Below are 14,254 nucleotides of genomic sequence, written 5' to 3'. Positions count from 1 at the left end.
ACGAGGAGCTATCATGCGGCCCCCGGTAATTGAAGCAATTAAAGTGGAGAACTATCGAGTTCTCCAGGATGTCGAGATTAAAAGACTCAAGCCTTTCAGTGTCCTGATTGGCCCAAATGGTAGCGGAAAGTCTACGCTTTTTGATGTTTTTGCCTTTATGGAGACATCATTCACGGTTGGCATCAGAGCCGCATGGGATAGGCGAGGAGGTTTGGCGCAGCTTCGATCCAAAGGGGCCGAAGGGCCAATTGCGATTCAAATCTCTTATCGCCAGGAACCCAAGGAGAATCTTCTAACCTATCGCCTGGAGATCGATGAAGAGCGTGGTCGTCCGGTTGTAAGTCGAGAATTGCTGCGGTGGACTTCTGGTCGAGCTCAAGGGCGTCCCCGACATATTCTTGATTTCCAGCATGGATCGGGTTACGTGGTGGACGAGGCTACAGGGAATAAATATCCAGAGGCCCTTGACGGGCCAGACAGGCTTGCCGTCAATGCGTTGGGTCAGTTTAAGTCTCATCCGCGAGTCGCCGCACTTCGGCGATTCATTTCTGGCTGGTATCTTTCCTATCTTTCGGTAGCGGAAGAGAGGAAGTCTCCCACTGCTGGACCACAAGAGCGTCTCTCCCAATCTGGCGACAATATTAGCAATGTTCTTCAATACCTGAAAGAGAATTATCCTCAGCGGCTTGAGTCAGTTATAGAGTCTCTGCAGGATGCGGTTCCGACGCTTGAGCGGGTCGATTACTCCACCTCACCAGATGGTCGCCTCGTTCTATTCATCAAGGATTCCCCTTTCTCTGATTCGGTTCTTGCCAGCAATGCATCAGATGGCACGCTGAAGCTTCTGTCTTACCTCACTCTTCTTTACGATCCTGACCCTGCCCCGTTTATTGGTATTGAAGAACCAGAAAACCACCTCTATAACTCGGTTCTCCCTGGATTGGCTCAGCAGTGTCGGCAGGCCAGTGAGAAGTCTCAAGTGTTGGTGACGACTCACTCTCATGAATTTGTAAATTCTTGTAGACCTGACGAGGTGATTGCTCTCTATCGGGGTGATGATGGCTACACGAGGGTAATTCGACCGAGTGTAATCCCGCTAGTAAATGACATGCTCGAGCAAGGGGCTCTGCTGGGTACCCTCTGGCAGGAGAATTATTTTGGCGACCTCCCCATGCCCAAGACTCCGACGGTTGAGGTCGGAGTTGACGGATGACGCGAAAAGTGGCGAGTCGAGCTGGTGGAGAACGATCACGCACTGCTGTCTCTTTGGAATTCCTGGTCGAGGAAGAGTCTGCGGCGGAGGCGCTGAAGCCGCTTCTCGCGAAAATTTTTAAGGGAGAACGCATTCGGACCGCGATTCGCCAGTTTCAGGGTAAGCCGGATCTCCTGAAGAAGCTTCCCCAGAGACTCCAAGGCTATGCGGCGGCACGTAAGCGTGGTGAAGATATTCGAGTTGTGGTTCTTGTAGACCTTGACATGGATGACTGTATCGATTTGAAGCGAAAGCTGGATGCGGTTGCTGAAAAATGCGGATTGGTTACTCGCGCCAAATGTGGAGAGGAGGGGGGGTTTCACGTATTGAACCGGATTGCTATTAGGGAACTTGAGAGTTGGTACTTTGGGGACTGGGCGGCGGTTCGATCGGCTTTCCCTAAGGTAACGCAAGATGTTCCTAGGGCGTATAAGGTAAATCCCGACCTGGTTTCCGGAAAATGTTCTGACGCTTTTGAGAAGATTCTTCGAATGAATGGAGTGAGGATATCCTCCAAACCGGAGTGGGGGCGGCGAATCGGACCTCGCCTTAGTCTGGAAGGTAATAAGTCCCAGAGTTTTAATGCATTTGTGTCTGGAGTCCGGGAAATCGGTAGAACACCGTAGCGAGGGATTAGGTCCGGCTGTGCTTACGGCAGTGGGGCTTGTCTGGTTTCCGGTAGTCGATGTCGGTGGCCGTGATTATGTTTCCCTTGCAGGGCGGGATCCGCCCTCTACGGTGCGGGCTACTGGCCGACGCGCCGCATTGCGCATCTGGTGCGCGTCAGCACCCATCGCTCAGTGACGGCGCACTCGGTGGCCGGGTGGCTAATCGAGCGCGCGTAGCTGCATGGGGGAGTGCGGCAGGGCCGCTCGGCAACCGCAGAGGTGGCGGCACGGGACGATGCGGGCCTTGGCCTTGACCACGCGGTGGATGAGCCGGTGTTCGTTGCTGATCGGCCCCGCTCAGCCGAGCCGGACGCTCCGCTTCGCCAGTTCGAACGCCGGGAGCATCCCCGCGTGCTCCTGCGCGTCCAGCCCGCCCAGGTGCACCACCACCGGCCCGTCCGGGGTGGCGACGGCGAAGGCGCGGGCCGGGCGCGACTCCTCCATGATCTTGCTGTGGACGGTGTAGCCGACCTCGGCCACGGACAGCTTTCCGGCCGTGGCATCCGTGTACGTGATCTTCGAGGCGTTCTCGTCGGCCTTCACGAAGCCCTCCAGCGCCTCGCGCGCCGTGCCGGACTTGCCGTCGCCCTGCCACACCCGCAGGAATCCGATGTGCCCGGCCGGCTTCGCGTCGATCTCGCACACCATGGCGACCGGGCCCTGCCGGCCGAGCGCGGCGAACTCCGAGTCCGGCTCCTCGGGCACGACGGCCTTCGCCTTCCAGTCCCGCGCCAGGTCGAAGACGACGGGCAGCTCGCAGCCGGAACCGGAGCCCCCGACCGTGCCGCCTTTGGCCACGGCCTTGTCGCCCGCCCCGTGCGCGCCCGCCCCGCCGCCCGGCTTCGTATCCGCCTCCGTACCCCCGCCGGACCCCGAAGAACAGCCGGTCAGCGCGGCGGATGCCAGCAGCGCGACGGATGCCAGCAGGACGGGCGCGGGCCCGCGAACCGTACGTCGTCCCATGAAGTTCCCCACCCCGGTGAGACCCGGGAACCCGCCCGGATCTTGATCAATCCGGGCAAGGTACCGCAGGGAACCGGGGTGAGCGGGCGCTCGTAAGGAGCTCCGCGCCGTGGCGACTACGCTGAAGGTTCAGTGTTCTCCCTTCGAGCTGGAGCGTTTGTGGCCGTCAACCTCGTCAATGTCGAGCAGGTCAGCAAGGTGTACGGCACCCGTGCGCTGCTCGACGGTGTGTCCCTCGGTGTGTCCGAGGGGGACCGGATCGGTGTCGTCGGTCGTAACGGGGACGGCAAGACGACCCTCATCCGGATGCTCGCCAAGCTGGAGGACGCCGACACCGGCCGCGTCACCCACAACGGCGGGCTGCGCCTCGGTGTCCTCACCCAGCACGACTCCCTCGACCCGAAGGCGACCGTCCGCCACGAGGTCATCGGTGATCTGGCCGACCACGAGTGGGCGGGCAGCGCCAAGATCCGCGACGTGCTGACCGGGCTGTTCGGCGGACTCGACCTGCCGGGCTTCGAGCACGGACTGGACACCGTCATCGCCCCGCTCTCCGGCGGTGAGCGCCGCCGGATCGCGCTCGCCAAGCTGCTCATCGCGGAACAGGACCTGATCGTCCTCGACGAGCCGACCAACCACCTCGACGTCGAGGGCATCTCCTGGCTGGCCGGCCACCTGCGCGCCCGGCGCTCCGCGCTGGTCTGCGTCACCCACGACCGCTGGTTCCTCGACCAGGTCTGCACGCGCATGTGGGACGTCCAGCGCGGCAGCGTCCACGAGTACGAGGGCGGCTACAGCGACTACGTCTTCGCCCGTGCCGAACGGGAGCGGATCGCCGCCACCGAGGAGGGCAAGCGGCAGAACCTGATGCGCAAGGAGCTGGCCTGGCTGCGGCGCGGCGCCCCCGCCCGCACGTCCAAGCCGCGCTACCGCATCGAGGCGGCCAACGAGCTGATCGCGGACGTGCCGCCGCCCCGCGACACCAGCGCGCTGATGAAGTTCGCCAACGCCCGGCTCGGCAAGACCGTCTTCGACCTGGAGGACGTGACCGTCCAGGCCGGACCCAAGACGCTGCTCACCCACCTCACCTGGCAGCTCGGCCCCGGCGACCGGATCGGACTGGTCGGGGTCAACGGCGCGGGCAAGACCTCGCTGCTGCGGGCGCTGGAGCAGGCGGCCCGCACCCAGGGCGACGCGCAGCCCGCGGCCGGGAAGGTCGTCGTCGGCAAGACGGTCAAGCTGGCCTACCTCTCCCAGGAGGTCTCCGAGCTGAATCCGAACCTCCGGGTGCTCGAAGCGGTGCAGCAGGTGCGCGACCGGGTCGACCTCGGCAAGGGCCGGGAGATGACCGCGGGGCAGCTGTGCGAGCAGTTCGGCTTCACCAAGGAGAAGCAGTGGACGCCGGTCGGCGACCTCTCCGGCGGTGAGCGGCGCCGGCTGCAGATCCTTCGGCTGCTGATGGACGAGCCCAACGTCCTCTTCCTCGACGAGCCCACCAACGACCTCGACATCGAGACCCTGACCCAGCTGGAGGACCTGCTCGACGGCTGGCCCGGGTCGATGATCGTGATCTCGCACGACCGGTTCTTCATCGAGCGGACCACGGACCGGGTGCTGGCGCTGCTGGGCGACCGCTCGCTGCGGATGCTGCCGCGCGGCATCGACGAGTACCTGGAGCGCAGGCGGCAGATGGCCGCGGCCGGCACCCCCGCCGCGGTGGCGCCCACATCATCCTCGCAGCCCGCCGCCGCACCGGCCCCCGGCGTCTCGCCGCAGGAGGCACGCGCGGCGAAGAAGGAACTGCAGAAGGTCGAGCGGCAGCTCGACAAGATGTCGACGCGTGAGACGACGCTGCACGCCCAGATCGCGGACAACGCGACGGACTTCGAGAAGGTGGCGAAGCTCGACGCCGAGCTGCGTGAACTCGTCGCGGAACGCGATGTGCTGGAGATGCGCTGGCTGGAACTGGCCGAGGACGCCTGACCGCTGAGCCGCACCGCCGCACAACTCATGCGGCCGGTGCGGCTGGTGTGGTCGGTGGGGCCTGTGGGGCTCGTGGGGCAGATGGTAGAAAGAGATCTTGCCCGGCGCGGTAGCCGGACCGTGCCACACCGCAGGTGACAAAGGAACAGGGGGACGGGCCGATGAGCCAGCCGCCCGGACAGCAGCCGTCGCAGGGTGAGTTCGGAGCCCCGTACGGCCCGCCGCCCGAGACGTTCCCGCCACCCGGCCAGGGCACGGCGCAGCCGTCCGGGCCGTACCGGGCGCCCGCACAGCCGGGCCCGTACGGACCACCCACGCAGCCGGCCCAGCCCGTGCAGCCCGCCCCTGGTTACGGACACCCACCGCAGCCCGCACCCGGATACGGCTACCCGCCGCAGCCCGGCCCGTACGCCCAGCCGAACCAGCCCCAGCCCGGTTACGGCTACCCGGGGCAGCAGCCGCCGCCGCAGCCGCCGCAGTCCGGCGGGTCCCGGGGCGGCGGGCGGTTCCGGGGCGGGACCGGGGCGATCGTCGGCGCCGTGCTCGCGGTGGCGCTGCTGGCCGGCGCCGGGATCTGGTTCGCGCTCGACGGGGACGGCGGGAGCGGGAAGCCCACGGCCGGACCCGGGCACAGTTCGGGGCCGCCGGACACCTCCTCGTCCCCCTCGCCCGTGCCGACCGGTACCGGGGGCCACGACACGATCAGCCCCGCCGCGGAGGCCGCCGCCGTCAACGCCGAGCGCAAGCCGGGCGAGGCGAAGATGCTCTGGCTCCAGAAGGGCGGCGTCGATCTGCCCGGGGGCGGCGACGACGTGTACGGACCGTGGTTCTCCGGCGACACCGTCGTCACGGCGATGTACCGCACCGTCACCGGCTACGACGCCACGGACGGCTCGCTCAAGTGGAGCCTGCGGCTGGCCACCAGCATGTGCGCGGCGCCCTCGCAGCCCACCGCCGACGGCAAGATCGTCCTGGGCGTCAAGCGCACCACCGCGGGCGACGCGGAGTGCAACGGCCTCCAGATGGTCGACCTCACGACGGGCAAGGCCGGCTGGCACAAGACGTACGTCCGCCAGGGCGTCTGGGACGGGCTCTCCGACCTCAGGATGTCCACCAACGGCGACACCGTGACCGTGGGGCGCACCTCCAGGTCCGACGCCTTCCGGGTCAGCGACGGGAAGGTGGTGTTCGGCAGACTGCCGGGAAACTGCCAGCCGTTCGGGTTCGCCAGTGGCGAGGTGGCCATCGCGGCGGCCAGCTGCCAGACCGCCGCCGACGACCACAAGGAACACCAGGTGCAGCGGATCGACCCCGCCACCGGCAAGCGGCTGTGGACGTACAAGGTCAAGAAGGGCTGGCAGGTCGCACAGATCTACTCGGCGAACCCCATCGTCGTCTCGCTCAAGCAGGCGGACGACAAGTGGGGCATCCTCGTCCTCAACGCCGACGGCACCTACCGCACCCAGCTCGCCGGCGGGCCGGGCGACTACGCGGTCTCGTGCGACGCGGACGTGATCGTGCAGGGCCCCAACCTCGACAACTGCCTCGGGGTGGCCGCCGACGCGAACACCTTCTACATGGCGACCAAGGCCGTCGACCTCAAGACCGGTGACGGCAACAAGGTCGCCGCCTTCGACCTGACCACCGGCAAGCACAAGTGGTCGGTCGACTCCCCGGCTCAGCAGTCCCTCACCCCGCTGCGGACGGAGGGCGGCAAGCTGTTGATGTATCTCGGGGCCGCCAAGAACAAGGGGGGCGGCATCGCCTCCGTACCGAGTACCGGCGGCACTTGGAGCCCGGTGCTGCGGCATCCGGTCTCTGGCGCACCCACCGAGCGCGGCTTCTCCCTCTCGCGCATCACCTACGTGGGCGGACGCTCCTACCTCACGCAGGCGAGGATCAGCGGCATCGAGGACGGGGACGAGGTCGAGGAGCGCTCGATGGTCGCCTTCGGGAGCTGACGGACCGTAGGGCCGGGCGCAGGCATAACGGCAGCATCACGGGCCGGTTCTCCCTTGGGCACAGGGGTGGACCGAACCGGGGCCGGAGGTGGGACGGGTGGTAGAAAGAAGCCCCGCTCGACTGTCGTAACACTGCGGGTTCCATGCCCGATTCGCTCCATTTCACTGGGGATTCAGGGGGTCTAGGCCGACCCCCGGAGCCCCGGTGGAATCGCGGGGGAGTCCGGAACGGGCACCGGACCGCACGAAGGGGGACGCGCTGATGACCCAGCCGCCCAGCCAGCAACCGCCGCAGGGGGGCTTCGGCGCTCCGCAGGAGCCGTCGCAGGGGGTCCCGCAGCCGCCCCAGGGCCCGCCGCAGACGCCGCCGCCCGCGCAGCCGCCCCAGGCGCCGGCCACCCCGCCGGGACCGCCGGCCGCACAGCCGGGCTACGGCTACCCGCAGCAGCCGGGTCAGCCGCAGCCGGGCCAGCCGCAGCCGGGCCCGTACGGTCAGCCGCAGCAGCCGGGTCCCTACGGCCAGCAGCCCGGTCCTTACGGTCAGCCGCAGCAGCCCGGTCCGTACGCCCAGCAGCCCGGTCCCTACGGCCAGCCGCAGCAGCCGGGTCCGTACGGTCAGCCGCAGCAGCCCGGTTACGGCTATCCGCAGCAGCAGTACCCCGGCGCACCCGTCCCCGGTGGCCCGGCGGGTCCCGGCGGGCGCAGCCCCTTCAAGGGGAAGCCCGCGATGATCATCGGTGCCGCGGTCGCCGCGCTGCTGGTCATCGGCGGCGGTGTCTACCTGGCCACGAGCGGTGGCGACGACGACAAGAAGCCCGTCGCGGAGAAGAGCACCGACGACGCGAAGCCGTCCGTCTCACCCTCCGTGGACGAGGGCGACGGCAACGGCACGGGCCGTGAGGGCAACGACGACCTGAACGCCGGGCGCAAGGACGGCGAGGCCAAGGTCCTCTGGCTCCAGCAGAACGACGTCGACCTGCCGCGCAACGGCGCCGACGTGTACGGCCCCTGGATAGTCGGCGACACCATCGTCAAGGGCATGTACCGCACCGTCTCCGGCTACTCGGTGGCCGACGGCAAGCAGAAGTGGACGCTGAAGCTCGGCACGGACATCTGCTCCGCACCGGCGCAGACCACCACCGACGGCAAGATCGTCATCGGGGTGAAGGACGGCACCACGGAGAAGGCGGACTGCGCGGACCTCCAGCTGATCGACCTCAACACCGGCAAGACCGGCTGGAAGAAGTCGATCAAGAGCAGCGGCCTGTTCGACATGCTCTCCGACATCTCCCTCGCCATCAGCGGCAACACCGTGACGGTCGGCCGCACCGGCGCCTCCAACGCCTTCCGGGTGAGCGACGGCAAGGCACTGTTCGGCAAGCGCGCCGGCAACTGCCAGCCGTTCTCCTTCGCGGGCGGCGCCAAGCTGATCGCCGCGACCAACTGCCGTACGGAGGACGTCGAGAACCCGCAGCACGAGGTCGAGGAGATCGACCCGGTCACGGGCAAGCCCAAGTGGACGTACAAGCCCGCGCGCGGCTGGGAGATCGACCGCTTCTACTCGGTGAGTCCGCTCATCGTCTCGCTGACCAAGGGCAGCGGCGACAGCAAGAAGTGGAGCATCCTCGCGCTCAAGGAGAACGGCTCGCTGCGCTCCCAGATCGTCAGTGACAAGGGCGACTCGTTCGCGACCAACTGCGGTGGCGCGTTCGCCATCTTCGGCAAGTCCGTCGACGGCTGCGCGGGTGTCGCGACCGACCCCAACACGCTCTACCTGGCGACGCAGGACGACACCAGCGGCTCCGCCCGTACCAACAAGGTCGTCGCGTTCAACCTGAACACCGGCAAGACGAAGTGGAAGGCCGACGCCCCGGCCGAGCAGACGATGCAGCCGCTGCGGATGGAGGGCGGCAACCTGCTGGTCCACGTGGACGCCGGTTACGGCAAGGGTGGTGGGATCGCCAGCCTCGCACCGACCGGGGGCACCCCGCAGATGGTGCTCCAGCACCCGGACTCGACGTCGGAGATCGAGAGCTCCTTCTACAACGAGAAGGTCCTCTACGAGGGCGGCCGTTCGTTCGTCGCGAGCGGGCGGGTCAGCGCCAGCAACGACAAGGAAGAGCTGGAGACGAAGACCATGATGGCCTTCGGCAAGTAACGGCTCACCACGGCACCCGCAGGAACCCGCCGGCCGCGGACGGCAGCAGACCCGCCCGCGGCCGGCTCCGGCCCACCCCGACCGACTCTTCTTCTCCTTCTCCAGAGGTACCCAACGCCATGACGCAGCCGCCCCAGCCGCCCCCCAACGATCCGCCGCAGGGCGGGTTCGGCGCACCGCAGGACCCGCCGCCCGGCGGTTTCGGCGCCCCGACACCGCCGCCCGCCGACCCGTTCGGCAAACCGCCGGTCACCCCGCCGGCCACCCCGCCCCCGGGCGGCTACGGCGCCCCGCCGCCCGCGGGCCCGCCCCAGCAGCAGCCCGGCTACGGCTACCCGCAGACGCCCCCGCAGGGGCAGCCCCCGCAGCCCGGATACGGGTTCCCGCCGGGCCAGCCGCAGCAGCCCGGTTACGGCTACCCGCAGGGCCAGCCGCCGCAGCCCGGCTACGGCTACCCGCAGCAGGGCCAGCCGCCGCAGGGCTACGGGTACCCGACCGCCCCGATGCAGCAGCCGCCCCAGCCCCCGCAGAACGGGAACGGGCCGAAGAAGTTCTCCACCCAGGCACAGATCATCGTCGCCGCGGTGGTCGCCGTGGTGCTGATCGTCGGCGGCGGCCTCTGGTACGCCTCCAGCGGTGACGACGGCGGCGACAAGAAGGACGAGGCGTCCACCTCCGCCGGCACCGACGGCGAGAGCAAGGGCGGCGGCGGCAAGGACGTCGGCGGCGGGGGCAAGGAGAAGGCCCCGGCCAACACCAAGTCCTCGGTCGCCTTCCAGCTGCCGCAGCCCAAGGTCACCGACGTCACCACGGTCGACGGCTCCTGGCTGACGGACAAGGCGTACGTCAAGACGGGCGTCAACGAGATCATCGGCTACGACCCGGCCAAGGGCACCAAGCTCTGGTCGATCCCGCTGCCCGGCCAGCTCTGCGCCGCCTCCCGGCACATGAGCAAGGACTTCAAGACGGCCATCGTCTTCGAGGCGGGCAAGCGGACCGCGGCGAAGAAGTACCAGCCCTGCGACCACGTGGGTGCCCTGGACCTCGCCACCGGCAAGCTCATGTGGAGCAAGCCGGTCACCGCCGCCACCGGCGGCGACGCCCCCGTCCGGTTCACGGAGGTCACCCTCAGCGGCACCACGGTCGCCGCGGCCGGCTCCGAGGGAGGTGCCGCGTTCGACCTGAACACCGGCGCCGAGCGCTGGAAGCCGAAGGTGAGCACCGACCGCTGCTACGACACCGGGTACGCCGGCGGCGACGCCCTCGCCGTGGTCCGCAAGTGCGGCTCGTACGACGACCCCCAGCTCACCATCCAGGCGCTGAACCCGACCACGGGCGCCCCGCTCTCCTCGTACAAGATGCCGCCCGGTGTCGAGTACGCGAGCATCGTCTCCACCAAGCCCCTGGTCGTCGCGGCCGACGTCGGCGACACCGCGGGTGACGGCAGCGGGATCTCCGACTTCTTCTCGATCGACGCCGCCACCGGCAAGCTGCTCGTCCGCATCCCGGCCGACGCGGAGAAGTACGCGGCCAAATGCGGCTCCACCGAGGTCGAGAGCTGCCAGCAGCTCGCCGTCGGCAACAACCGCCTCTACCTCCCGACGGAGGAGCACGACGGCGCCGAGGACAACAGCGACACCAACGAGATCGTCTCCTTCGACCTGACCACCGGCAAGCAGACCGGCGACCGGGCCGACGCGGGCGACGACTACACGATGTTCCCGCTCCGCATGGACGGCGGCAACATCATCGCGTACAAGGAGCCCCCGTACGACAAGGGCGGCCAGGTCGTCTCCATCGACGGCAGCACCTTCAAGCAGACCGTGCTGTTGGAGAACCCGAGCGACGAGACGGTCCGGGACGCGGAGACCAGCTTCTCCCCGGAGTACGCCGAATACCGCTACAGCGGGGGCCGGTTGTACATCTCCGAGACGATGATCAGCAAGCCGAGCACGAGTTCGCTCGACGACAAGGAGTACCTCGTCGTCTCGTTCGACGCGAACTGACCCGACGTCAACACCGCACCCGGCCCTGCCGGTCGATCCGTCGACCGGCAGGGCCGGGTGTTTTGTTGCCGTCAAGTGGCCCGGAACTGCACACGATTGGGTAAACCGTGGTCATTCCAAGGGCCTTCTGCCGACTAAGGCGCACGCGGCGTCGAACATGCGTGTAACTTGCCGGGTCTAGGGCCTGTCGTCAAACTGCCGTCGCCGCCCTCCGGGCGGCGACGGCAGTTTGACGACAGGCCCTAGAAGGCCGGGGGGCCTGCTGCCAGTGCTACGGGGGTGTGCTCGATGAGCGTGCGGCTGATGGTGGTCGATGACCACCGACTGCTCGCCGAGGCGCTCGCCTCGGCGCTCAAACTACGGGGCCACCGGGTGCTCGCCGCCGCCGCTCCCACCACCGGAGCGGCGGACCTGGTGGTCAGCCGGGCTCCGGAGGTCTGCCTGTTCGGCACCGCCGCACCCGCGGAGCCGGGCGCCTTCGAGCCGATCACGCGGATCAGGCGCGAGCGCCCGCAGATCGCCGTGGTGGTGCTCGGCCCGGTGCCCAGCCCGCTGGGGATCGCGGCCGCCTTCGCCGCGGGAGCCGTCGGCTACGTCCGCCACGACGAGCGCATCGAGGGCGTCGAGCGGGCGATCGTCAAGGCGCGGGCCGGTGAGGCGGCGATCGCGCCGCAACTGCTCCAGGGCGCCTTCGCGGAGCTGCTCAACCCGCCGGTCCAGCCGGACGACGAGGGTCAGCGGCTGCTCCAGCTGCTCACCCCGCGCGAGGTCGAGGTGCTGGTCCGTGTCGCGGAGGGGGAGGGTACCCGGCTGATCGCGGCCGGGATGCGGATCGCGCCGAGCACCGCCCGTACCCATGTGCAGCGGGTCCTGATGAAGCTGGGCGTCGGCTCCCGGCTGGAGGCGGCGGCGCTGGCCGCCCGTACCGGACTGCTGGACCGGGCGGCGAGCACGCGGCAGGGGCCGGACCCCGTCGGCTGACGGTGTCCGGCCCCTGCCGGTGTGCGGGCGCCCCCGCGTCTCGGCGCCTCAACGCCTCAGCTGTCGGGCGCGTCCGTGGTGTCCGGCGCGGCGGCCGGCGGCTGGGCCGGGCGCAGCTTCAGCCAGACCAGGAAGAAGAGCCCGAGCGCCAGCATGGCCAGGCCGGTCCACAGGTTGATGTGGACGCCCTCCGCCTTCTTCAGGTCGGCGTCGGACGGGTTGATCCCGGCGATGGTGACGATGACTCCGTAGACCACGAAGAGACCGCCGATGATCCGCCTGATGTCGAAGAGGCGGGCCGCCGTGGCGGACTTCTGCTCCAGATCGGAGACTTCCTTGTGCATGTCGGACATGGTGAGTTGCTCCGATCAGAACGAGTAGGGGATGTAGCACAGGGCGGCGAGCACGATCGCGCCCCAGCCCAGCAGGGCCGGCCTGCGGTACCAGGCGTCGTCGCCCTCCGCGGGCGCCTCGTCGAGGTCCGGTGACTCGGTTCCGTATACGAGACCGGCCAGTTCGGCCTCCGGCTTGGGGGCGGTGAAGAACGTGACGGCGACCATCACGACAGCGCCCGCGACGAACCCGACGATCGCGGAGACGAAGTTGGCGCCCTGGTCGCTCGGGATGTCGATGATGCCCTGCTTGTAGATGACGAAGTAGTTGACCATCGCGGCCGTGGTACCGGCCAGCAGGCCCCAGACACCGGACTTCATCGAGGCGCGCTTCCAGAACATGCCGATGATGAACACGACGAAAAGGGGCACGTTGAAGAACGAGAACAGCGTCTGGAGGTAGCTCATGATGTTGGAGAAGCTGGCGGCGATGAACGCCGTGCCGATGGAGGCCAGCACCCCGATCACCGTGATCCCCCGGCCGAAGCGCAGGTAGTACGCGTCCGACTGGTCCTTCTTCACGTACCGCGCCCAGATGTCCGTGGTGAACACGGTGTTGAACGAGGAGACGTTGGCGGCCATGCCCGCCATGAACGCGGCCAGCAGACCGGTCACCGCGATGCCGAGGACACCGTTGGGCAGCAGCTCCCGCATCAGCAGCGGGATCGCGTCGTTGTACGTGGTGCCGGATCCGGCGGTGCCGATGTTCGGCACGATCACGGCGGCGACCAGGCCGGGGATCATCACCAGGAAGACGATGAACATCTTCGGGAACGCGGCGATCAGCGGGGTGCGCTGGGCGGCCGAGAGGTTCTTCGCGGACAGGGCGCGCTGCACCTCGGCGAAGTTCGTCGTCCAGTAGCCGAACGAGAGCACGAAGCCCAGGCCGAGGACGATCGTCAGCCAGTTGGCGCCGAGCGGGTTGGCGTCACCGATGCCGGTGCCGCCCCAGGCGCTCATGAAGTTCGAGCCGTGGCTCGACGTCAGTGAGTCGCTCAGCCCGTCCCAGCCGCCGACGCGCTTGAGGCCCAGCACGGTCAGCGGGATCAGCGCGGCGAGGATGACGAAGAACTGCAGTACCTCGTTGTAGATGGCGGAGGAGAGCCCGCCGATGGTGATGTAGATCAGGACGAAGAGGCCCGCGACGACGATCGCGACCCACTGCGGCCAGCCGAGGAGGGCCTCCACGACGATCGACAGGGCGTACAGGTTGACGCCCGCGATCAGAACCGCCGAGAAGGCGAAGAGTATGGAGCTCAGCAGGTGTGCCGACTTGTCGAAGCGGTGGAGCAGGAACTCCGGTACGGAGCGGACCTTCGACCGGTAGTAGAAGGGCATCATCACGAGGCCCAGGAAGACCATCGCGGGGATGGCGCCGATCCAGTACCAGTGGACGACCGCGACGCCGTACTGGGCGCCGGTCGCCGCCATGCCGAGGATCTCGGTGGCGCCGAGGTTGGCCGCCACGAAGGCCAGACCGGTCACCCACGCGGGCAGTGACCGTCCGGAGAGGAAGAAGTCGAGGCTTGTCTTCACGCTTCGCCGAGCGGCGAAGCCGATGCCGAGAACGACGACGAAGTAGATCGCCAGAATCGTGTAATCGAGCCCGTTCGTGGGGAGCCGGAGCCCGGATGCCAGAGGGTGCATGGGGGGAACTCGCTTCGTTGCGTGTACTGAACCCGAAGGAAACTACGCCCTTGTGTTCAGAAAATGAACAGTTCCATTGAGCATCTTTGTTTGATTGTGATCGTATGGCCCGAAAACCCGGCCCTAACCCACAGGAACCCCATGGGAAACCAACAGGTCCTGTCGCGCGGACGCGCGAGATGCAGCTCACATCCGGCCGCACTTGGTTGGCCTGGACTCATTGACGTGCCTGTTGATTTGTGG

The 14,254-nt window shown here is 67.6% G+C and carries 10 protein-coding genes; 7 read left to right on the top strand and 3 right to left on the bottom strand.

From position 1 onward, the window contains the following. The first annotated feature begins 13 nt into the window (after window positions 1-13). Window positions 14-1,213, top strand: a complete 1,200-nt coding sequence (locus OG892_RS15610) for an AAA family ATPase (protein ID WP_371629457.1) — start codon at window positions 14-16, stop codon at window positions 1,211-1,213. 53 nt (window positions 1,214-1,266) lie between these two features. Continuing rightward, complete coding sequence (locus tag OG892_RS15605; protein ID WP_371629456.1) at window positions 1,267-1,878, top strand: DUF4276 family protein; 612 nt, start codon at window positions 1,267-1,269, stop codon at window positions 1,876-1,878. Between the two features lie 339 nt (window positions 1,879-2,217). Here OG892_RS15605 and OG892_RS15600 read toward each other — a convergent pair whose 3' ends face one another. Then, window positions 2,218-2,883, bottom strand: a complete 666-nt coding sequence (locus OG892_RS15600; protein WP_371629455.1) for a lipoprotein — start codon at window positions 2,881-2,883, stop codon at window positions 2,218-2,220. A gap of 159 nt (window positions 2,884-3,042) precedes the next feature. Between OG892_RS15600 and OG892_RS15595 the strand changes: the two genes are divergently transcribed. The 5 genes from OG892_RS15595 (at window position 3,043) to OG892_RS15575 (ending at window position 11,972) form a co-directional block, all read left to right on the top strand. Then, window positions 3,043-4,866: an ABC-F family ATP-binding cassette domain-containing protein gene (locus OG892_RS15595; protein ID WP_073738431.1), complete on the top strand. Its 1,824-nt coding sequence runs from the start codon at window positions 3,043-3,045 to the stop codon at window positions 4,864-4,866. Window positions 4,867-5,027: 161 nt separating this feature from the next. Then, window positions 5,028-6,827: a PQQ-binding-like beta-propeller repeat protein gene (locus tag OG892_RS15590; RefSeq protein WP_371629454.1), complete on the top strand. Its 1,800-nt coding sequence runs from the start codon at window positions 5,028-5,030 to the stop codon at window positions 6,825-6,827. Between the two features lie 262 nt (window positions 6,828-7,089). After that, window positions 7,090-8,985 (top strand): PQQ-binding-like beta-propeller repeat protein, encoded by a 1,896-nt coding sequence (locus tag OG892_RS15585; protein ID WP_371629453.1) that lies wholly within the window; start codon window positions 7,090-7,092, stop codon window positions 8,983-8,985. A 119-nt stretch (window positions 8,986-9,104) separates the two neighbouring features. Beyond that, entirely contained in the window at window positions 9,105-10,991 is a 1,887-nt protein-coding gene (locus OG892_RS15580) for a PQQ-binding-like beta-propeller repeat protein (RefSeq protein ID WP_371629452.1), read from the top strand. Window positions 10,992-11,279: 288 nt separating this feature from the next. After that, window positions 11,280-11,972 (top strand): response regulator transcription factor, encoded by a 693-nt coding sequence (locus OG892_RS15575; RefSeq protein WP_371629451.1) that lies wholly within the window; start codon window positions 11,280-11,282, stop codon window positions 11,970-11,972. Window positions 11,973-12,028: 56 nt separating this feature from the next. On the opposite strand, the gene OG892_RS15570 is transcribed toward OG892_RS15575, so the two are convergent. Together OG892_RS15570 and OG892_RS15565 are read right to left on the bottom strand one after the other, a co-directional pair. Continuing rightward, entirely contained in the window at window positions 12,029-12,325 is a 297-nt protein-coding gene (locus OG892_RS15570; protein WP_073738435.1) for a hypothetical protein, read from the bottom strand. A gap of 15 nt (window positions 12,326-12,340) precedes the next feature. After that, the gene (locus OG892_RS15565; protein WP_328866770.1) at window positions 12,341-14,011 is read right to left on the bottom strand and encodes a sodium:solute symporter family protein; all 1,671 of its coding nucleotides are present in this window, start codon (window positions 14,009-14,011) and stop codon (window positions 12,341-12,343) included. Between the last annotated feature and the right edge of the window lie 243 nt (window positions 14,012-14,254).

Origin of the sequence: Streptomyces sp. NBC_00341, from assembly GCF_041435055.1 — a bacterium.
Taxonomy (GTDB): Bacteria; Actinomycetota; Actinomycetes; order Streptomycetales; family Streptomycetaceae; genus Streptomyces.
Note: the sequence above shows the minus strand (reverse complement) of the source record. Positions and strands in the feature narration are given on the sequence as shown.